This is a genomic window from Caballeronia sp., assembly GCF_028292365.1.
In the GTDB taxonomy this organism is placed as follows: Bacteria; Pseudomonadota; Gammaproteobacteria; order Burkholderiales; family Burkholderiaceae; genus Caballeronia.
In genome coordinates this window covers 1-19,794 of sequence record NZ_JAQGMM010000386.1, presented here as the reverse complement: position 1 = coordinate 19,794, position 19,794 = coordinate 1, and the positions used below count along the sequence as shown (strand labels likewise).

At 59.7% G+C, this 19,794-nt stretch carries 16 protein-coding genes; 4 read left to right on the top strand and 12 right to left on the bottom strand.

What is annotated here, in order from left to right; genetic code table 11:
• On the top strand, positions 1-797 hold a 797-nt coding region (locus JWR14_RS23380; RefSeq protein WP_299712673.1), incomplete at its 5' end, for a carbohydrate ABC transporter permease.
• Between the two features lie 212 nt (positions 798-1,009).
• On the top strand, positions 1,010-2,608 hold the full coding sequence (locus tag JWR14_RS23375) for a methyl-accepting chemotaxis protein (protein ID WP_299712670.1): 1,599 nt from the start codon (positions 1,010-1,012) through the stop codon (positions 2,606-2,608).
• 64 nt (positions 2,609-2,672) lie between these two features.
• Here JWR14_RS23375 and JWR14_RS23370 read toward each other — a convergent pair whose 3' ends face one another.
• Complete coding sequence (locus JWR14_RS23370) at positions 2,673-6,149, bottom strand: response regulator (protein ID WP_299712667.1); 3,477 nt, start codon at positions 6,147-6,149, stop codon at positions 2,673-2,675.
• Positions 6,150-6,430: 281 nt separating this feature from the next.
• Between JWR14_RS23370 and JWR14_RS23365 the strand changes: the two genes are divergently transcribed.
• The gene (locus JWR14_RS23365; protein ID WP_299712664.1) at positions 6,431-8,116 is read left to right on the top strand and encodes a fibronectin type III domain-containing protein; all 1,686 of its coding nucleotides are present in this window, start codon (positions 6,431-6,433) and stop codon (positions 8,114-8,116) included.
• Positions 8,117-8,220: 104 nt separating this feature from the next.
• Here JWR14_RS23365 and JWR14_RS23360 read toward each other — a convergent pair whose 3' ends face one another.
• The 8 genes from JWR14_RS23360 to JWR14_RS23325 form a co-directional block, all read right to left on the bottom strand.
• Positions 8,221-8,508, bottom strand: coding sequence for a hypothetical protein (locus tag JWR14_RS23360; protein WP_299712661.1), 288 nt, complete (start codon positions 8,506-8,508; stop codon positions 8,221-8,223).
• The gene (locus tag JWR14_RS23355) at positions 8,508-9,341 is read right to left on the bottom strand and encodes a hypothetical protein (RefSeq protein ID WP_299712645.1); all 834 of its coding nucleotides are present in this window, start codon (positions 9,339-9,341) and stop codon (positions 8,508-8,510) included. The genes JWR14_RS23360 and JWR14_RS23355 overlap by 1 nt, the downstream gene beginning before the upstream one ends.
• A 626-nt stretch (positions 9,342-9,967) precedes the next feature.
• On the bottom strand, positions 9,968-11,320 hold the full coding sequence (locus JWR14_RS23350) for an allantoin permease (RefSeq protein WP_299712642.1): 1,353 nt from the start codon (positions 11,318-11,320) through the stop codon (positions 9,968-9,970).
• Positions 11,321-11,496: 176 nt separating this feature from the next.
• Positions 11,497-12,492 carry a biotin-dependent carboxyltransferase family protein gene (locus JWR14_RS23345; protein WP_299712640.1) on the bottom strand — a complete coding sequence of 332 codons (996 nt, stop codon included), beginning with the start codon at positions 12,490-12,492 and terminating at the stop codon, positions 11,497-11,499.
• On the bottom strand, positions 12,482-13,357 hold the full coding sequence (locus tag JWR14_RS23340) for an allophanate hydrolase subunit 1 (RefSeq protein WP_299712637.1): 876 nt from the start codon (positions 13,355-13,357) through the stop codon (positions 12,482-12,484). The genes JWR14_RS23345 and JWR14_RS23340 overlap by 11 nt, the downstream gene beginning before the upstream one ends.
• The gene (locus tag JWR14_RS23335; RefSeq protein ID WP_299712634.1) at positions 13,354-14,763 is read right to left on the bottom strand and encodes an acetyl-CoA carboxylase biotin carboxylase subunit; all 1,410 of its coding nucleotides are present in this window, start codon (positions 14,761-14,763) and stop codon (positions 13,354-13,356) included. The genes JWR14_RS23340 and JWR14_RS23335 overlap by 4 nt, the downstream gene beginning before the upstream one ends.
• Positions 14,764-14,767: 4 nt before the next feature.
• Positions 14,768-15,010, bottom strand: coding sequence for an acetyl-CoA carboxylase (locus JWR14_RS23330; RefSeq protein WP_299712631.1), 243 nt, complete (start codon positions 15,008-15,010; stop codon positions 14,768-14,770).
• Between the two features lie 15 nt (positions 15,011-15,025).
• A complete protein-coding gene (locus JWR14_RS23325; RefSeq protein WP_299712628.1) occupies positions 15,026-15,820 on the bottom strand; it encodes a 5-oxoprolinase subunit PxpA in 795 nt (264 codons plus the stop codon).
• Positions 15,821-16,052: 232 nt separating this feature from the next.
• On the opposite strand from JWR14_RS23325, the gene JWR14_RS23320 reads away from it, so the two are divergent.
• Positions 16,053-16,970 (top strand): LysR family transcriptional regulator, encoded by a 918-nt coding sequence (locus JWR14_RS23320; RefSeq protein ID WP_299712625.1) that lies wholly within the window; start codon positions 16,053-16,055, stop codon positions 16,968-16,970.
• Between the two features lie 56 nt (positions 16,971-17,026).
• Here the strand turns inward: JWR14_RS23320 and JWR14_RS23315 are convergent, their stop codons facing one another.
• Genes JWR14_RS23315 through JWR14_RS23305 form a run of 3 tightly spaced genes read right to left on the bottom strand, consistent with a single transcriptional unit; the run spans position 17,027 to position 19,659 of the window.
• Positions 17,027-17,845 carry an SDR family oxidoreductase gene (locus JWR14_RS23315; protein WP_299712622.1) on the bottom strand — a complete coding sequence of 273 codons (819 nt, stop codon included), beginning with the start codon at positions 17,843-17,845 and terminating at the stop codon, positions 17,027-17,029.
• Positions 17,846-17,872: 27 nt separating this feature from the next.
• Positions 17,873-18,682 (bottom strand): ATP-binding cassette domain-containing protein, encoded by an 810-nt coding sequence (locus tag JWR14_RS23310; RefSeq protein WP_299712619.1) that lies wholly within the window; start codon positions 18,680-18,682, stop codon positions 17,873-17,875.
• Positions 18,679-19,659, bottom strand: coding sequence for an ABC transporter permease (locus JWR14_RS23305; protein WP_299712616.1), 981 nt, complete (start codon positions 19,657-19,659; stop codon positions 18,679-18,681). The genes JWR14_RS23310 and JWR14_RS23305 overlap by 4 nt, the downstream gene beginning before the upstream one ends.
• Positions 19,660-19,794: the final 135 nt, after the last annotated feature.

Genomic DNA, 19,794 nt, shown 5'->3' with positions numbered 1-19,794 from the left:
TGTCGTTGCCGGTCGCACTCGTGATCTGGTTGCTGCCGTTGATCGCGGTGATGGTGACCTCCATTCGTTCCTCCGATGAACTCGTCGAAGGCAATTACTGGGGCTGGCCACGGCACTTTTCGCTGATCGCCAACTACAGTGACGCGCTGACGACTTCGCCGATGCTTCACTATTTGTGGAACAGCGTGCTCATCACGGTACCCGCTGTGATCGGTTCGATCGTGCTGGCTTCGATGGCCGGTTTCGCCTTGGCGATCTATTCGTTCCGGGGTAACACCACGTTGTTCGCGACGTTTGTCGCCGGAAACTTCGTCCCTATCCAGATCCTGATGATCCCGGTGCGGGACCTGTCCTTGCAGATGGGCATCTTCAATACGGTCGGCGCGCTAATCCTGTTTCATGTCTCGTTTCAGACCGGTTTTTGCGCGCTGTTCCTGCGCAATTTCATCAAGCAGTTGCCGTTCGAGTTGGTCGAGGCCGCACGTATTGAAGGGGCGAATGAGTGGACGGTGTTCTTTCGCATCGTCCTGCCGTTGATTCGTCCGGCGCTGGCCGCATTGGCAATCCTGGTCTTTACCTTCGTGTGGAATGACTACTTCTGGGCGCTGTGCCTCACCACGGGAGACGAGGCGGCGCCCATTACCGTAGGTGTTGCCGCGCTCAAAGGTCAGTGGGTGACGTCGTGGAACCTGGTCTCGGCGGGATCGATACTCGCCGCGTTGCCGTCCGTCATGATGTTCTTCGCGATGCAGCGGCACTTCGTTGCCGGGCTGACGTTCGGGGCAACGAAGGGCTAGGGCGGCGAGCTATTGGGCCGACCGCTTTTCGATCTGGACAACGACATAGTCTGTCGTTGAAGGCTGTTCAAGAGCCGAAAAAGGCCCATAAAACGCGCTAAATCCCGCTAATTGGGCAGCTTTGATTTATTCATCGATGACCCCTCCAGTCCTGCCTCCGACCCGCCGATATACCTTCGATAGAAGGTACACGACGAGTCGGAGACAATTGGATGAAAACATTGAAAACGCCTGCACTATCCCATTCTGCGGGATATGCCAGCCTCTTTAGTCACCTCAGTTTGCGCACCAGCATCACGCTTGTGTTGACGGTTTTTGCCGCGCTGTTGATCGCGGTTAGCGCACTGGCTGGCGTCGCACTTCAAACCAGCAATGCTGCGATAGAAAAGATGTACACGGAAGACACGCGCTCGCTGCTTCAGATCAAAAGCAGCTATGAACACGTGATGCATGCGCGTCTCGCGCTGGGCAGCTTTGCGGCGCTCTACGGACTCGGCGATGTTCAGCCGGCGCTGCTGGAGGGTGCACATGGCGACCTGCGTCAATCCGATAAGGAAGTGCGCGCGTACCTCGCAACCGCATCGGCGGACGATACAGAAACAGCGCTGCGCACCCGCTTTGTCGCTGCGCGTCAGAAGTACCTGCATGACGGTCTGGAAGCCTCGTTCGACGCGTTGGGTAAAAGCGATTTCTCGGCCTACAAGTCGTTGCAGGGCGCTGAAACGGAAGCGCTGGCGAATAACTTCAGCGCACAAGTGGCTGCGCTGGAAAGTGTACTCACCGAGCGTCAGAAGGCACGTTATACCAACGCTCAAGACCGATTCCACATGATGCTCTGGCTACTCGCGGTAGCCGCATTCGCATCGGTCGTCATTGGTACATTTGCTCGTCACGCGTTGCTTAACGCAATCGTCAAACCAGTCGCGCAAGCGATTCGCCAATTTCAGCGGATCGCTGCGGGCGACCTGACAAATCCCGTCGATACCGGCCGCGACAACGAGATGGGCGCGCTATTGCGTGCGCTCGAGCAGATGCAGCAATCGCTGGTTGAGACGGTGACGACCGTGCGCGCCAGCACCGAATCGATCAACGTCGGCGCGACGGAAATCGCCAGCGGCAACAACGATCTTTCCATTCGAACCGAGCAACAGGCGGCGTCGCTGGAGACGACGGCAAGCAGCATGGAGCAAATCACCGCGACGGCGAAAGCGAGCTTCGAGAGCGCCCGGCAAGCGAGTGAGATGGCGACACAAGCATCGGAAATGGCTGTCAAGGGAGGCGTAGTCGTCGGCAACGTAGTGACGACGATGCAGGGCATTGCGGCTCATTCGAAGAAAATTTCAGAGATCACAAGCGTGATCGATGGCATCGCTTTTCAGACGAATATCCTCGCGCTGAATGCGGCAGTCGAAGCGGCGCGTGCCGGCGAACAGGGTCGCGGTTTTGCGGTCGTGGCCGGTGAGGTACGCAGTCTCGCGCAACGCAGCGCATCGGCGGCTCAGGAGATCAAGATGCTGATCCAGGACTCGAGCGCGCATATCGACGCCGGGTCGACGCTGGTGGAAAGCGCAGGGACGACCATCGGCAATGTGGTGAGTGCGGTCGAGCGTGTCTGCCAGATCGTGACGGAGATATCCGCTGCGGCGGGCGAACAGAGCAAGGGAATTGAACAGGTCAATCTGGCGGTTGCGACGATGGACCAGAGCACTCAGCAAAACGCGGCGCTCGTCGAGGAAGCCGCCGCCGCGGCGCAGTCCCTGCAGAGTCAGGCGAGAACGTTAAGCGAGGCGGTTGAGGTGTTCCGGCTTTAGGGCGCGCATGTGGACGCGCCCCTTGCTGGCGTTCAACCGCGTGGTGATTCCCTTACGAAAGCGCTCAGCCACGCATCCGTTCGAGACTCGGCAGCCACACACGCAGTAACGAATAGAGCCGGTCGAGATCGATCGGCTTGGCGAGATAGTCCGTCATGCCTGCTACACGCGTCTGTTCCTGATCGTCCTTCATCGCTTTCGCTGTGATCGCGATTATGGGCAGGCTGGCGAAGCGAGGGTCGGTGCGAATCCGCCGCGTGGCCTCGAGTCCATCCATGCCGGGCATCATCACGTCCATCAGCACAAGGTCGATGTCCGGCGATTCGTTCAACTGGGTGATCGCTTCGAACCCGTTGCGTGCGATCTCCACCGTCATGCCCTTATGCTCGAGCGCGCTGCTCAACGAAAAGATGTTGCGGATATCGTCGTCGACCAGAAGAATGCGCCGCCCCTCGAAGGCGCGATCCCGGCTACGCACTGCCTTCAACATGGTTTGTCGTTCATACGACAGGTCCGCCTCGACCTTGTGCAGGAACAGGGTGACTTCATCCAGCAACCGTTCCGGTGAGCGCGCGCCCTTGATGATGATCGAGCGTGAATATTTCAGCAGCTCGGCTTCTTCCGCGTGCGTCAGGTTGCGTCCCGTATAAACGATCACCGGCGGGAAAGAGCACACGCTTTCGCTCGACATCTTTCGCAGCAACTCGCTACCCTGCATGTCGGGCAGCTTCAGGTCGATGATCATGCAGTCGAAGATAGTCGTGCGCAGTAGCGCCAGCGCCTCTTCGCCAAGCTCGACAGCGGTGATGTCTATGTCTCCGTCTGCAATGAGTTGCACGATGCTTTCGCGCTGGCGTGCATCGTCTTCCACCAGCAGCACGCGCTTGACCTTCTGTGTGAATTTTTCCTCCAGCTTGTGGAAGATGTCCTTCAATTGCTCGCGCGTGGTCGGCTTGATTGCGTAGCCAATTGCGCCGAGATGCAGCGCGGCCTCGCTGCTATCAACAGCCGACACGACATGCACAGGAATATGACGCGTGAGCGGACTGTCTTTCAACTGCTGCAGCAGCGCGAGGCCTGACCGGTCCGGCAAGCCGATGTCGAGAAGAATGGCATCGGGCAAGTACTGTGCGGCAAGTTGCAGTGCCTCAACGGCAGTTTGTGCGACCAGGCAGCCGTACTGCATTTCATGGGCAAGCTCGAACAGAATTCCTGCAAACGACAGGTCGTCTTCGATCACCAGCACTGATCGGCGGCCGGGTGTCCAGTTCGCGCGATCGTCGTCGTAAGCGGGCACGTCTGGCATGAGTGCCATTGGCCGCGGAGCCGGCGTCGCTACAGCCGGAGCGGGAGCCGGCGACGGCAATGCACGGCCACTTTCCATCGGCTCGCTGGCGCCCGTCCAGTGCGTGGGGAGCGCCAGCTCGAACGTGCTTCCTGCGCCGAGCACGCTGTTGACGCGGATCGCGCCGCCGAGCAGCGTTGCCAGATCGCGGGAGATGGACAGACCCAGGCCCGTGCCGCCATAGCGACGACTGGTGGTTCCATCGGCTTGACGGAACGCTTCGAAAATCGTCTGATGATGTTCCGGCGCAATGCCGATACCCGAGTCCGTCACGGCAAAGCGCACCCGGCTGCCGCTGTCCAGACTCAGGGCGAGCCCGATGGTCCCGGCGTCGGTGAACTTCAACGCATTCGACAGCAGGTTCTTGAGAATCTGTTCCAGCCGCCGCGAGTCGGTGAATATCGATGGCGGCATATCCGCCGCTACATCGACCACGAATTTCAATTGCTTCTGGGCGGCGAGCGGCTCGAAGGTCCGCTTCAACGATTCAACCATGCGGCGCATCGATACATCTTCCGGCGCGAGTTCGAGCTTGCCTGCCTCGACCTTGGAGATGTCGAGGATGTCGTTGATCAGGTTGAGCAGATCGTTGCCGGCTGAATAGATCGTATTGGCGAACTTCACCTGCTCGGCGCTTAAATTTCCACCCTGATTTTCCGACAGCAGTTTGGCGAGAATCAGCGAGCTGTTGAGCGGCGTGCGCAACTCGTGCGACATGTTTGCCAGGAATTCTGACTTGTACTGGCTGGCACGCTGCAGGTCGTTGGCGCGCTGTTCCAGTTCTGCTTGAGCATGACTGAGTTCCTCGTTCTTCTGATCGAGTGAGAGGGCCTGGAAAGTGAGTTGCTCGTTAATCGATTCGAGCTCCGTTTTCTGATTGCCCAGATCCACTTGCGACTCTTCGAGCGCAGCGGTTTGCTCTTCGAGTTCCTCGTTCGTGGTGCGCAGTTCTTCCTGCTGAAGCTGCATTTCCTCGTTGAGGCGTTGCGTTTCTTCGAGCGTGTCCTGCAGCCGTTGGCGATACAGCGCCGCTTCAACCGACGCTCCCATATTGGCCGCTATCAACTTCAGGAATTCGATGTCGCGCGCCGATACCGGCTTCATGAACCCGAGTTCCACGACGCCATTGACCGCACCGCTGTTCTCGATTGGCGCCATGACCACGCTCTTCGGTGCGCTGGTTCCCAGTCCCGATGTGACCTTGAGATAGTTGTCCGGGATGTTGTCGACTTCGATCAACCGGCCGTCTGTGGCAGCTTGGCCGACCAGCGTCTGCGTGCCTTCGAAGGCTTGCGGGCGCTCTTCGTTTTCACGGCTGAAACCGTAGGCAGCGGTGCGCCGTAACGTGCCGGTTTCATCGCGGACATAAAGCGCCGCCACGACCACGCCAAGGTACTGGGCAAGAAACTCGAGCATTGCACGGCTGAGCTGTGGCAGCGCTTGTTGTCCAGCAGCGCTTTCCGACAGCAGACTCTGCCCGGTACGCAACCAAGCTTGCTGTTGCAGGGTTTCAGTGTGTTCGGTCTGCGCCCGCAGCGCGCGATCGTAGGTGGTCGACAGATTCGTCAATTCGCGCCGGCCGAGCACGGCGAGCAGTAAGCTGAGCGAAAGGCTGATGCCGAGGAAGACCGCCACTGCGGTGATGGTGACGCGCCTGACCGTTGCCGTGCGTTCCCAGCGCAGGTTCAACTCGACATCCATGAAAGCGCCAAACTCACGGCGCATTTCATCGAACTCGAGCTTCCCCTTGCCGGTGCGCATGACGCCCTGATAATCCTGGTTCGCGCGACGCAGGCTGATGAGCTGTTCCGCAATCCCGTTCCACTGCGCCTGCAGCGCGCCGATACGTTTCAGACGTTCGATTTGCGGCGTGTTGTCGCTGACGAGTTCGGCCAGCGTGGCCAGCTTTGCGGCGAAACTGGCTTGGCCGAGCTCGTAGGGCGCGAGATAGGTGTCGTCGCCGGTGATCAGGTAGCCTCGCATGCCTGACTCGCGATCGACGGCGATCTTGATCAGGTCGTTGCTGTCCGCGACCACGCGCTCGGAATGGTCGAGCCAGTCCATGGCAGAAAGCAGATAGAACAGAAGGGCGACGAATACCGCGGCGGTGGTCAAGCCAGCACCTATCGGCAACGCGATGTTGCGGCGAATTATGCGGCGAAAGCCAAGCTGGTCGACAGCAGTATGCTCGGGCATTTTTATCCCTGTTATTTAATGCGCAAAAAGCGCGGTTCGACCGAATGATTAGCGCGAACGGCATGTCCCTGCACTACGTTCGGTAGTGCGCACCCGACGGAAATGCCGCGCCAATCAATGGCGGGATAATACAGATTTCACGCCGAAAACCAATCACCGCAACCATGTCATGGCGCCGTAAACGTATCTGTCAATAATGGGGTTCTTCGAGCCGGCCTGCTCTCTGCGCTGCCGTGGGCGCCTTGCGCTGGCTTATCTTCTTAAGGACTAGAACACCAGACATGTCGAACAAGAACATTGACGATCTTCCGATAGCCGAGCAGGGTGCGACTGTCTCGCGGCGTGGTTTTCTCAAGCTTGCCGGCGCTTCCGGACTGGCAACGGCTGCGGGCGGCTTGACTTCCGCTAGCCGGGCCGCCGCCGCGAACCCTGACGGCACGCCTGAGCAGATCCACCTGACCTGGGGCAAGGAGCCGTGGGCCGAGGTGGTGATTTCGTGGGCCTCGCTCGCCCCGGCGGTCAATCCGCGAGTGCGCTTCGGCCGTGCCGGCGAGACGAGGGCAACGGTGCATGGCGTTCAGCGCACTTATACCGATGGACTCAACGGCGAGATCGTCTGCACGTATCACGCGCGTCTTCATGGACTGAAACCCGCGGTGAATTACGAGTACGAAGTCACCGCCGATAACGACAGCAACGCCGGCCGCCCCTTCGCGGCGAGTTTCCAGACTGCCCCGCACGGCCGGGCCCCGTTTCGCTGGACCAGTTATGGCGACCTTGCCACGCCGAATACCGGCTGGGTGCTCTCGTCCCCGCAGAGCCGCTTCGCCGTGCAGGCAGTGGAGCGTTTCGAGCCGCTGTTCCATTTGCTCAACGGCGATCTCTGTTATGCCAACCTGAACCCGGCGCATCAGCCCGAGGTCTGGCGCGACTTTGGCAACAATGCGCAGACCTCGGCGGCCAATCGTCCCTGGATGCCTTGTCCGGGCAATCATGAGCTGGAATTCAACAACGGCGAGCAGGGACTTGACTCGTATCTGGCGCGTTATACGTTGCCGGAGAATGGCAGCCGCTTTCCCGGTCGCTGGTATAGCTTTCGTGTGAGTTCGGTGCTGTTCGTCTCGCTCGATGCGGACGATGTGGTCTACCAGGATGCGGCCGCTTTCGTCGCGGGTCCGGATCCTCTGGTGCCGGCGGCGAGTACCGGCCATCCGCCGATTGCCCCGGGGTCTTCGCTCTACGTTCGTGGCTATAGCCGCGGCGAGCAGACGCGCTGGCTAGGGGAGACGCTGCGCCGGGCGGCTGAGGACAATGATATCGACTGGATCGTGGTCCAGATGCACCAGGACGCGCTGACTTCCTCGAAGACTGGCAATGGCTCCGACAAGGGCATCCGGGAGGCGTGGCTGCCCTTGTTCGACCGCTATGGCGTCGATCTCGTGCTGTGCGGCCATGACCATGACTACGAGCGCAGCTACCCGGTGCGCGGTTGCAATCACCATGCGGGCACCGATGCCGTGACGGGTGCCCCGGTGGACACGCTGCAGCCTCGGCCGGTCATTACGTCGAATCCTGCTGATGGCGCTTTCGATACGAGCCAGGGCACGATTCACCTGATCCTGGGCGGTGGCGGCACGAGTGCGCCGTTGGATGTCTATGGGCTGGACGCCGGGACTGGCAATGTGCAGGCAAAGGTGTTCACCAAGCCCAACCGGCCGGTCCCCGGGACCGCGGCGAACACGTTCGTGCGCGCGCCCGCCGATGCGCTGGAGGATGCCATCTGGTCGGCGCAGCGTGATACGGGTACCGGTTATGGCATTGCCGTGTTCGATCATGATCCGGGGAAGCCGGGCGGCAAGACGACCATTACGATGAACTACTATCACGCGCCGGGTGCGGATCAGACGCCGACCGCGAATTACGAGCTGTTCGAGACGATTACGTTTTCGAAGACGCGGACGGGGTGATTTCGTTTGCGCTGGTGGAGGGTTTTGGGTTTCGCTAGTGGCGCGGCATAAGCCCGCCACGCCGCTACTGACAAACAAAGGCCCGCACCTGCGGGCCTTTGGCTTCAATCGCGGGCTTTAGGTGCCTGCGACGCTGTAATGTCCTGCTTTAACTCCGGATAAGACAACGCCAAAAGGTTCAGCATCGCAACACCAAACCGACGCGCGAACTCGTCGTCAAGCTGATATCTGTCGCCTACTTGTGCGGCTGTCTCGTCGAAAAGAATCGGAATTCCGAACGCGCCAGCAACAATGGGTTGCGTCTTTTCACGCTCTATTGGATAAATCAAAAGCCGTGCATCTTCCGCTGAAAAATCTATGATAATGGACCGTTTTGGATGATTCGAAGCCATCAGTAACCCCTACATTGTTGGTATCTATCGAACGTGTTTTCACGGCACAACGCCATGCCCCGATCGAGACCCATCGGATATGCAACAGCACGACACATATCCAGCGCTCGCTCATATTCAGCCATACATTGAGTCTCGATGGCTTCGCTGACGCCGCGCGCCGCGATAGACAATACATCATCGCCGGTCGCGCTCTTCCCGTACTCAAACGGCGCGGCATCGCCTAGCTTTGTTGCCGCCTTGTCCGCAATCTTGCTAAAGCCGGACGCCGCTTTTCTCAACGCTTCGCGTCGCACGCTTTCGCTACGCGCGACCATGCGCACAAGCGATAGAAGATACGGCATTTCCGACTGCTTCACGGCTTCGAACGACGGGGTATTTAACACGCGTTCGCGTTCTTCCCTCGCGTCAATAACAGCATTGTATTCAAGCAGTGAAGCGCGATTTGCCGCCCCCCGCGCGTAGTAGTCAAATGGCGGCGGGTCTGGTCTATCCTTTCGCGCTGGCGGATCGAGCGTAAAGCCGCCGTTCTCGAAAACGTCAGTGGTCGCCCCATTTTCTTGCGAGACAATCACTGCGCCATCACGCACGTAAGCGAGCAACGTTTGAAGTGTTTCCCGTGCGGGCTTCGGGTTTTTCGAGTACCACGAAAAGCCCTTCTGCAAGAACGATTCGACGCGGGCCACAAGCGCCGCGTTCGATTCCCATACGACCATATCGGCGTGCATCAACATAGCGTGCCCGGCCTTCATCTTCTCGGCGTCATCGCTGAAACTTCGCTCCTTGTGCAGCACATACCGATAGCCGTTATAGCGTGTTAATTCCGTTGTCATCCGGCGGTGTCTCCTTTGGTTGCAACAGACCAACGCTAACGCACTTTTCCGCGCGTCCATCTCAATAAAGGATGGGCGCGCGGGCGGTATCGTTCAAGGGGTTTGCGTCAGGGACTTTGCAGCAACGCGCGGATAACATCGACGCGCCAGAAGACAGACGGAGCGGACAGACGCACGCCGGGCGGGAATCGCCCGCTACGAACGCCACGTCTCCAGGTGGATATGGAAATGGGAATAAGCGTTAGCACTTCCTCGACCGTGAGCAACTTATCAGGCGGCAAGTCTGCAAGGTATAGCAGCGCCGCTACGGGGTCACCTTCTCCCTCATGCGGCTATGGTTGCGGCAAGACCGTTGCAACGGCTTGGGCGGTTGTGGCGTAGCCTCAAGCGGGCTTGCAAGCAAGCGTCTCACCGCCGTGCCTTCGGGCGGAGCTCGTTTGCGTTGTTTGAGCATGGTTGGCTCCCGGTTATGTACATCTGTTACCACTGTGCAGGGTCCGCAACTGCTAACGCTGGAACCTGGCAATCCGGCATTGACCCTGACCGCTAGCGCCGAAAGCACCAACCGGGCATTCCACTCCCCACGAGCGCCGAGGCCTAAAAACCGTCCCCCGGCGCGAGCAAAATCACCCACGTACGAACCACGTCCGTTTAGCCGCCACGAGCATCGCGCGATAAACCACCCACGACACCACAAACGTCGCCGGCGCGGAGAACGATTGCAGCGCACCTGGAAAGTTCATCAGCAGCAAGCCCACAAGCGCGCCGGCGAACCACGCTGTCAGCCCACCCGGATTAAAAGCCGGCACATGCGAATCGCGGCATTCGATTTCATCGCCGAGCAAGGTATCGACCCGGGTCGACAAGATATGGGCAAGGGCAACACCCACCCAAGCCACCACGAAGATGCCCTGATAAGCGAGCGCCTGAAGGATCTTTGAAAACACATCGGCCATCATCAACGCATACACCACCACGCCGACCACGAGGGCCCACACGAACTTCGGCGCATGCAGGCCTGCTACCTTGCGGAAGAAAGCCTGCATGTTGATCGAGGCGAGATAGTAGTTCGCGGTGTTGATACGCGATTGCGTGACCCACACGAACAGCAGACCCCAGATCCCCATCAGTTTCAACAACGCAAGCACTACCGACACTTCCGAGAGCGGCCCCAATCCAGGGATCGTGCTGACCAGATAGATACCAACCGCGCCGTTCAAGAGAAACGTCACGAGGTAGAACGGCATGCCGAAATTGAAGCGGCCGTGATAGGTCGCATCTTTCTGACGGCCAAAGCGCGCGTAATCGAATGTGAACATCATCAGGATCCAGACGCCCATGTAGTACACGAAACAATTCCACCAGCCGTTCGCGGGGAGCGTGCCCTTGGGACCGAAGTCGAGCCATGCGGCGTTATAGCCATACTCGTGGGTCGTCAGGACTACCGCTGCCAGCAGGCCGAGCAAATAGAATGGAAGCAGCACGCCGTTGAACTTGTCGAGCCAGTGCTGGACGCTGCCGAACACCAACGGCACGCTGTAGCAAACCACGATTAGCGCAGCCCATTTATAGTCCAGCGCAGGAAAGAGATTGTGCGCCGCGACTGCGATCACGGAGCCTTCGAACACCGCGTAGTAGATCGCCGTCGCAAAGAAGATCAGCGTGGCGAGCGCCGCACCCGCGCCTCCAAACAGCACCCGCGAGAACAACGCAACCGACAACCCGGTACGGATCGCATAGCGGCTGATGATCGAGTTGACAACGCCGTATGAGATGACCGAAAGCGCCATGCCGATCAGCGCATTGCGCGTGCCGTACTGCAACGCCAGCGCGGCCCCGACCACAATGTAGAACACAGCGCTGCAGACAGCCCACCATGCCATGGTCAGGGAAAATGCAGGCATTCGGGCGCTGTCGGGAACCGAGAGCGTCGACAAATCCGGTTCGTGCCCCGCAGGGTCCTGTGACAGGTTGGCCATGATCCTTGCTCCTTCATGCAGTAGATTGAAAGAAGCAGGCGCAACCAGCTAACGCCCGCTATAGAGAAAAGCACGACTGGGATTGACGACTGAGTTGACTGCGGGCGAACGCCTCCCGCGCGGCGCCGTGACGAGCACGACGCAGCGGGGTTACTTCAGTTCAAACGGGTACTTACCTAATAGCCCAGCGCTTTACGCAAACGCGCCAGCCTTTCATTTGCGACACGGCGCGCCGCGAGTGTTTGTTCCATCGATACAGCGACAAAACGCGCCCGATGATTCGGCTGCATCTGGCCTATCAGATCCATGTCCGCGCTGATCACGGTGCCAATGGTGGCGTAGCCGCCGCCCGACACGGCATCGCGATGCAGGATGATCGGTTCGAGCCCGCCGGGCACCTGGATGGAACCGATCGGATAACACGCATCGACAATGTTCGACGGGTCAGCACCCGCGCCAAAAGGCTGCACGCGTTCGCGGAATTGCAAGGCACGTCCCTGCTTGTAGCGGTAACCAATCCGATCCGCTTCCGGCGCGACTACCCAGGTGTCATCGAAGAAAGTACGGGCCGATTCGTCGGTCAAGCGGTGGTGATAGAGCCCGGGCAACACGCGCAATTCGATTTCCTTGAAAAGCGGTGTTCTGAGGTCGGCATGCAACTCGCGTCCTTCCTCAGCCTGGCGCGCGGGCGCCTGACTTGTCAGCCGATCGCCTTTTTGCAAGCGCCGTCCGTTGAGGCCACCGATTGCGCCCAGCGTGTAGGTCGAGCGGCTGCCGAGCACGACCGGCACGTCGATGCCACCCGCCACCGCAAGGCATGCGCGGGCGCCCGCCTTCACGTGATCGAACGTGAGCGTGCTCCCGGCCTTGATACGCAGCGAGACATTGCAGGCCTGCGCGACGCCATCGATCTTCGGGGTCATCTCCGCGCCGGTGACGGCGATCAGCGTGTCCGCATGAAACACCAGTTGGGGGCCGAGCAACGTGCATTCGAGCGCGGCCGCATCTTCGCTGTTGCCGACCAGCAGGTTCGCCGCACGCAACGAGAACTGGTCAAGCGCACCCGAGGGTGGGATGCCGACGTAGTAATAGCCTTGCCGTCCGGTATCCTGCACCGACGTTGCAAGTCCCGGCTTCACTACTTCAATCACGCAGGCGGTGTCAGTCGGCATGGAGTACCTCGGCGAGGGAGCGATTGTAGGCATCGGGATCACGCTTGAATTCGCTCAATACAAATTCGACGGGTTTTACGCGCAGCGCAAATGTGCCGGCCTCGACCTCAGCAATATTGCGATCATAGGTTTCCCGATCGATCGGCTTGAACTTGACGATGTCGCCCGGTCGAAAGAACACCATGAAGTCGCGCAAGTAGGCAAGGCGTTGCTCAGGATCGAAGATCGGGGCGGGCGTCACGCCGAACATCTGATAGCCGCCTGCGCCACGCACCGAGTAGATGCAGCCGAAACAGCCGCCGTGGCCGACGGTGAGTTTGGGGGTATCGGTACGCGGACGCAGATACTTCGGCACTTCGAGTTGCCGTGATCGTTCGACCATCTGGAACATGAAGGGCAAGCCCGCCACGAAACCAACCATCGAAACAAACCACGGCGCGCCTGAATGCGCAGCGATGAACGCATCGACGCTGCTTAGGCCATTGATGCGTGCAGCGTATTCCAGATCAGTCGATGAAGGGTCCTGATGGCGTTCCCGAAAACGCATCAGCGTCTCATGGGTCCACGGATCGTTGTAGAGCACCGGCACTTCCACGATACGTGTCGACAGTTCCAAGGGCGCATCGCCTACGTCCGTCTCAATCTCCTTGAGCAAGGCGAGCAAGGCGTCGGGCGCGATCACGTCCGGATCGTATCGAACCTGATACGACGCATTGGCCGGACAAATCTCCGTCACGCCCGCCACATTGCGACGCTGCAGCGCACGCGTAATCGCGGTGCCTTTGAAGAAAGCATCGAGCGACATGTCCTCGCTGATCTCGACGAAGATGAACTCGTCGCCGCCGAATGTATAACGCGCGCTCATGCCGCCTCCTCACTTTGGCTTCGCTTCGCAGCGCGTTGCACCATCCACGCCTCAAGAAAATTCGTGTGGTATCGGCCTGCACGAATATCCGCGTCTGCAAGCATGGCCTGATGCAGTGGCGCCGTGGTCTTGATCCCGCCTATCTTCATTTCGCGCAGTGCGCGATCAAGCCGCGCGAGCGCCGCCGGCCGGCTTTCGTCGAAGACAATCAGCTTGGCGAGCAGCGAGTCGTAGAACGGCGGGATGGTATAGCCCTGATACAGCATTGAATCTATCCGCACGCCGGGGCCGGCCGGCCACACGAGTTCGTCGATACGGCCCGGACTCGGGCGGAAATCGCGCTCGGGATCTTCGGCATTGATACGGCACTCGACAGCGGCTCCCCGCATGACAATGTCGCGTTGTTCGTAACGCAACGGCTCGCCATCTGCAATGCGCAGCGATTCACGCACGAGGTCGATGCCGGTAATCGCTTCTGTCACCGGATGTTCAACCTGAATGCGCGTGTTCATTTCAATGAAGTAAAACTCGCCGCGAGTTTCGTCGAACAGGTATTCGAGCGTGCCCGCACTTCGATATCCGACTTCACGCGCCAGCCGCGTCGCCGATTCGCATAACGACGCGCGCAGTGCCGGCGTCAGCGAGGGCGATGGCGCCTCCTCCATGATTTTTTGCCGGCGCCGCTGCAGGGAGCACTCGCGCTCAAACAGATGAACGACGTTGTTGCCATCGCCCAGCACCTGTACTTCAATATGGCGCGCCCGCCCTATAAAACGTTCGAGATAGACGCCGGCGTTACCGAACGCAGCGAGGGCCTCGCGCTGTGCGAGCGGTAGTTCAACATCGAGCTGCGCCGCATCGTGCGCCACGCGAATGCCGCGTCCGCCGCCGCCCGCAGCGGCCTTGATCATGACCGGATAACCAATGCTGCCGGCAACGTCGCGCGCCTGTTCGAGTGAATCGACCACGCCCTCGCTGCCCGGCACGGTGGGCACACCTGCGCGTTGCGCGGTGGCGCGCGCACGGGCTTTGTCGCCCATCATCGCGATGATGGATGAAGACGGACCAACGAAGATCAGCCCAGCGTTCTCGACCTTCTCCGCAAACGCCGCGTTCTCCGATAAAAATCCGTACCCGGGATGAATTGCATCCGCGCCGCATTGTCTGGCCGCTTCAAGGATGGCGTCGGGATTGAGGTAGCTCTTGGCCGCGTGTGCCGAGCCGATATGCACGGCTTGGTCAGCCATGCGCGCGGCCAGACTGTCGCGGTCCGCGTCGCTGACCGTGACGGCCGCCCGCATGCCCAGTTCCTGCGCCGCGCGAATGACGCGCACGGCGATCTCACCGCGATTGGCGACCAGCAAGGTGCGAATGCGTTGAGGCTTGTAGAAGGTATCTGAGGACATTGGCTTATCCCTCGATCCGCATCAGCAACTGGCCTGCGTCGACCGGCTCGCCATCTTCGGCAAGGATCTCGGTCACGCGGCCCTTGGCCGTCGCTTCGATTTCGCTGAATTGCTTCATGACTTCGACCAGTCCAATGGTCGCTCCCTCGTCAATCTCGCTTCCAACCTCGACGAGCGGCGGGGCGTCGGGCGATGAACGCCTGTAGAACGTTCCAGGCAAGGGGCTGACAATGTCATGCAGGGCCATGGTCGTACTCCTGTCTCAGGCGGATCGGAAGCTATTGGGGGAAGCCGCTTGCGGCGCAGCAATGCGGATGTCGTTGGCGATCAGCGCGTCGCGTGTTGCCTGGACCAGTTCGAGTGCGCCCGGGGTGTCGCTGTGGATGCAGACCGAATCGAAATCGATGTCTATCTCGCCGCCCTCGACTGTTGAAACCCGTCCGTGCAGGCAGGCGCGCAGAACTTTTGCGGCCACTTGGGCGGCGTCGAGCCGGCCGACGCGGCGGGTGAAAACAATTGATCCACTCGCGTCGTAGTCGCGATCGGCGTAGAACTCGCGGACCACAGGCTGGCCCAGTTCGCGCGCCACTTTGTAGGTAACCGACGATTCCATGCAGTACAGCAGCAAGGTCGGATCAATTTTCTGCAAGGTTGCAATCAGGCAGCGCGACAACTCTTCGTCGCGTGCTGCAAGCATGTAGAGCGCGCCGTGGGGCTTCACGTGCTGCACGCTGACGTCCGCTAATCTTGCGAACTCGCGCAACGCACCAAGCTGGAACACGATGTCGTTCACCAGCGCTTGCGGCGACTCGGTAATCATGCGGCGGCCGAATCCAACCAGGTCACGAAAGCCCGGATGAGCGCCCACGCCCACCCCTGCTTCTTTCGCCGATTGAACCGTGCGCGCCATGATATTGGGGTCTCCCGCATGGAAACCCGTGGCGATATTGGCTGAGCTGATCAGCGGCATGATCTCGGCGTCCACGCCGTCGCCGATAGTCCACGGGCCGAATCCTTCGCCCATGTCTGAATTCAGGTCGATGCAGCTTTTCTTCACGATGGGGTGTCTCCTGATTCACCGGCCCGGGTAAGCACGAACGCTCCCCGCAGTGCCGATGACATCAACCTTATGGCGCGGCGGCTCGCCAAAATAGTTCTATTTTCAGATGACCTGTATCTGTTTTTTCCATGTGACGTCAGCCGTGCATTACTTGCTGATGTTCACTCGACCGGGGGATTTTGCGAAGATAAGATACTGCGACGGGCAATATCAATTTTTGGCGGGTACCATGGCTTTGACTCTCCGGCAGCTCAAGTACTTCGTGGCGACAGCCGAACTGGGGCAAATATCGCAGGCGGCGATTCAACTGACGATTTCCCAATCGGCAGTGACCAATGCGATCAAGGAGCTCGAGGACAGCCTGGGCACCCAGCTCTTTGCACGCATGTCGAGCGGCGTCACCCTGACTCAAACCGGCCGAAAATTCCTGAACCAGGCTTACACCATTCTCTCTTCCGTCGAAGAGGCAATGCGCATTCCGAACCTGGAGAGCACGCTGACCGGAACGCTCACCATTGCCGCGAGCTATACGGTGATCGGTTATTTCCTGCCGCATCATCTACAGCGGCTGAGCACGCTCTATCCGCTGCTCTCCATCAATCTGCATGAACTGAATCGCGAGTCGATCGAAGAAGGCCTGCTCAGTGACCGCTACGACATGGCCGTGCTGTTGACGTCGAACGTGGCGAACCCGGAGCTGGTACTGGAACCGGTGATTCACTCGGTGCGCAGGCTCTGGCTTTGCGCGCATCATCCTTTGCTCAAGCGCGAAAGCGTGATGCTCGCCGATGTCGCGCCGGAACCCTTCGTCATGCTGACCGTTGATGAAGCCGCGTACACGGCGCTGCGCTATTGGGCAGATACTCCGCACAGACCGAACGTGAAGCTGCGGACGTCGTCGGTGGAGGCGGTGCGAAGCATGGTGGCGAACGGAAGCGGTGTCGCTATTCTCTCTGACATGGTCTACCGCCCTTGGTCGCTGGAAGGGAAACGGATCGAAACCGTGGTCCTGCGCGATCAGGTTCCGCCCATGAGCGTTGGCCTTGCGTGGCGCAAGAACCGCGAGTTCAGCCCTGCCATGCACGCGGTACGGGAGTATTTCCGCCATACGTTCATGGAACCGCGGTCGAATTCGAGCAGTGCATAAGCCAGCGAACCCGCGCAACAGGTCTGCTGGCTTGATCTTATGCGCTGAAGCTAATGCTAAAGCGCTGTCCCCGGATGCGGCGCGTCGTCAAACGCACCCCATACTGATTGATCGTAATTCACCATCGATCCTGTCATCAGGCCCGATTCCCCACTCGCCAGAAACGCCACCGCACGCGCCGCTTCCTTCGGATCGATTAATCGTGCGAATGGTTGCGCAGCACTCGCCTGCATCAACCAGTCGTCGGCCGCGCCATGGTATTCCCGCTGAATCCGATCCTCGCCATCGGACGCCATCCAGCCGAGATTCAAGCCATTCACCCTTATCCGGTTACGCAAAAGCGCGTAAGCCGTGTTCTGCGTGAGCGTGGCCAGCGCTCCTTTCGATGCGCAATACGCGACGATGAACGGTTGCCCTGCCATCGCGGACATCGAGCAGATGTTGACGATCGAACCCTCAATGCGCTCGCGCCGCATGACACGAATGGCTTCCTGCATCAGGAAGAACGGCGCTCGCACGTTGGTCGAAAAGATGCTGTCGAAGAGCGCAGGATCGGTATCGAGGATCGTGCCGCGATCGGTCATGGCCGCTGCATTGACCAGCACGTCGATACGGCCGAACCGCGCGTCCGCCGCCGCGATTACCGCCCGGCAATCGTCGACTTGCGAGAGATCCGCCTGCACGTAACGCACATCCGCGCCGCTCGTCTCGCTCAACTCCTGCGCCTTCGCTTCGCCTTTCTCTTTCGAACGTCCGCAGATGACCACGCCCCTCGCTCCGCGCTCAACAAACAGCGCCGCGATCGCTGCTCCAAGCCCCTGTGTACCACCGGTGACTACGGCCACCTTGCCGTTGAACTGTCCCATCGATTCCATTGATTTATCTCTCCGCCATGTAGTCGGTCAAAGCATCTCCGTTACTTCTTCAATAGACGTCTGCGCCACCGGTTTATCGAGCACGACTTCGCCACGCGCCATCGCGACAATCCGGTCGCACGAGTGAAACACGTGCTGCAGGTTGTGGCTGATGAACACGCCGGTAATGCCCTGCGCCGACAAGCCCCGCACGAACCCGATCACCTTGTCCGTCTCCTTCACCGATAAATGGTTCGTCGGTTCATCGAGAATCAGCACCTTCGACTTGAAGTGCATTGCGCGCGCAATCGCCACGCCCTGGCGCTGGCCGCCCGATAGTTCGCCCAACAGCGCTTCCGCTGAGCGCAAATGCAGGTCAACATCTGCTATGGCCTTGACGGCGTCGGTACGCATGCGCGCATGGTCCATGGGACCAATGCCGAACAGCGAAAACAACAGCGGTTCGCGCCCGATAAACAGATTGCGCGCAATCGACAGATTCGGCACGAGTGAGTTGTGCTGATGAATTGTTTCGATACCCAACTGCATCGCCGCTTTCGGCGTGGGGATGCGCACAGGGCGTCCCTGGAACAGGATCTCGCCTTCGTCCGGCCGATGCACGCCCGAGAGAATCTTGATAAGCGTCGACTTGCCCGCGCCGTTGTCCCCGAGCAGGCCCACGACTTCGCCGCGTTTGAATTCCAGGCTCACGCCTTTGAGCGCATGCACGCCGGAGTACCACTTGTGCAGGTTGCGCACGGCCATCAGTGAGGTCGATGAGCTGAGCGCGTCGGCGGCGGTGTCGTCTTCATGCGAACGTAGACCGGTATGGTGAACAGCGGAGGAGAGTGTGTTCATAGCGCCACCTTCAGATGTCGCGCCGTGCGGCGCATCCATGCGTTGGCGACGACCGCGAAAGTGGTCAGGCTGCCGACCGCGAACTTGAACCAGTTTGCATCGACTTGCGTCAGCACCAGGCCGTTATCTATCACGCGAATCAGCAGGGCGCCCACCACTGCGCCAAGCACGTTGCCAATCCCGCCAGACAGCGCAGTCCCGCCGATCACGGCAGCGGCCACCGCTTGCAGTTCGAGACCATCGCCTATTGATGGGAGCGCTGCACCAAGCCGCAGCACCTGGATCAGGCCAGCGAAACCCGCAAGCACCGAGCACAGCACAAAGGAGAACAGCTTCACGCGCCTCGCTGGCACACCGCTCGATATGGACGCTTCAAGGAAACCGCCGGTCGCTTTCATCCAGTTGCCGAGGTTGGTCGCGGACAACAAGAACGCCGCCGCTGCGCCAATGGCGATGAACCAGAGAAACGACGCCCGAAACAGCCCCTCCGGCCCGATGAAACTCACGAACAATTGAGCAGGCATTCGTTCGATCGGCAGGTTCGGCGGGAAGCCTCCGGACAGCACCACGGTGAGCGATCGCACGATGAACAACATGCCAAGTGTGGTGATGAAACTCGGTATGTTGAAGACCAGCGTGATCAATCCGTTCGCGAGTCCCACGCACGCAGCGACCACCAGCCCGATAAAAAATGCCGGCCAGAACGGCACGCCGGCGTTCATGAGCAGCGTGATCGCCATGGGCGTGAGCGCAAACACCGAGCCCACCGATAAATCGAATTCACCGCAGATCATCAGCAGCGTCACGCCAATCGCAACCAGCCCAACCTCAGGCAACACGCCAAGCACGCCACGGATATTTTCGGCGCTGAGAAATATCATCTGCGAGCGCACCTGGAACAAACCGATCAATACGGCGAGCAATACAATGCCCGCCAGCTCCGGCTTCTGCAGATAGATCTTGAGCAGCTTTTTCATGCGAATCTCCTAGCGCAAGCCTTGTTGCGAGAGCGCGATGACCGAGTCCGCCTGAGCGGGCATGACGAGCGAATTGCCGGTGTTGATATCGGTGGGCGCAAGGCCGAACGACTTCGCCAGATACACCTGCATCAC